This window comes from Yeosuana aromativorans, from assembly GCF_014646655.1.
GTDB lineage: Bacteria > Bacteroidota > Bacteroidia > Flavobacteriales > Flavobacteriaceae > Yeosuana > Yeosuana aromativorans.
Genome location: NZ_BMNR01000026.1, coordinates 1 through 810 on the forward strand (window position 1 = coordinate 1; position 810 = coordinate 810).

Sequence of the window (810 nt, forward strand, 5' to 3'; positions counted from 1 at the left end):
AAGGGATTTGCTTCTTTAACTACTATAACCAATTGTTTCGGACATAAACGCAATGCTTACTATAAGTATAAAAACAGAGCTGATAAGCGTTTAAAAATAGAACAGCAGATTATTGAGATAATAAAGAAAAGACGCAAATCCCTGCCTAGAGAAGGCGTGCGTAAACTTGTTAAATCATTAGATGGTGAGTTTACCAAAGCCAACCTTAAAGTAGGTAGAGACACACTGTTTAACGTACTTAGAAAACATCATATGCTAACTCTTAGAAAGAAATACAGTTCTAGAACAACCAACTCTTTGCACAGGTTCTATAAGTATAACAATATCATTAAAGATCTTCAAGTTACAAGACCTAACCAAGTCTGGGTATCTGACATTACTTATATCAGAACGGTAAAAGGATTTTGTTATCTGGCCTTAATAACAGATATGTATTCAAGGAAAATTGTGGGTTATGACCTGAGTGATAGTCTGGAACTAAACGGATGCGTGAGAGCTCTTAACAAGGCTTTATATCATGCTAAAAACACAAAAGGACTCATTCACCATTCAGACAGGGGTATTCAATATTGCAGCAATGTATACACGCAAATACTCAAAAGAAATAAGATAGATATCAGTATGACAGAAGAAAACCATTGTTATGAAAATGCCCTCGCAGAAAGGGTTAACGGGATTCTTAAAGATGAATTTTATCTCGACCAAACATTTACAAATATAGCTCACGCGAAAAGAGCTACAAAAAATGCAGTTAATTTATACAACGAAATAAGATTACACTTATCTTTAGATTTCAAAACACCGAATATG

Annotated in this window: 1 protein-coding gene; it reads left to right on the forward strand. The window is 34.1% G+C overall.

Annotation, left to right across the window (positions count from 1 at the left end; all coding sequences use genetic code 11):
- A partial coding sequence (locus IEW94_RS16795) for an IS3 family transposase (RefSeq protein WP_188655249.1) occupies positions 1-810 on the forward strand: 810 nt, incomplete at both ends.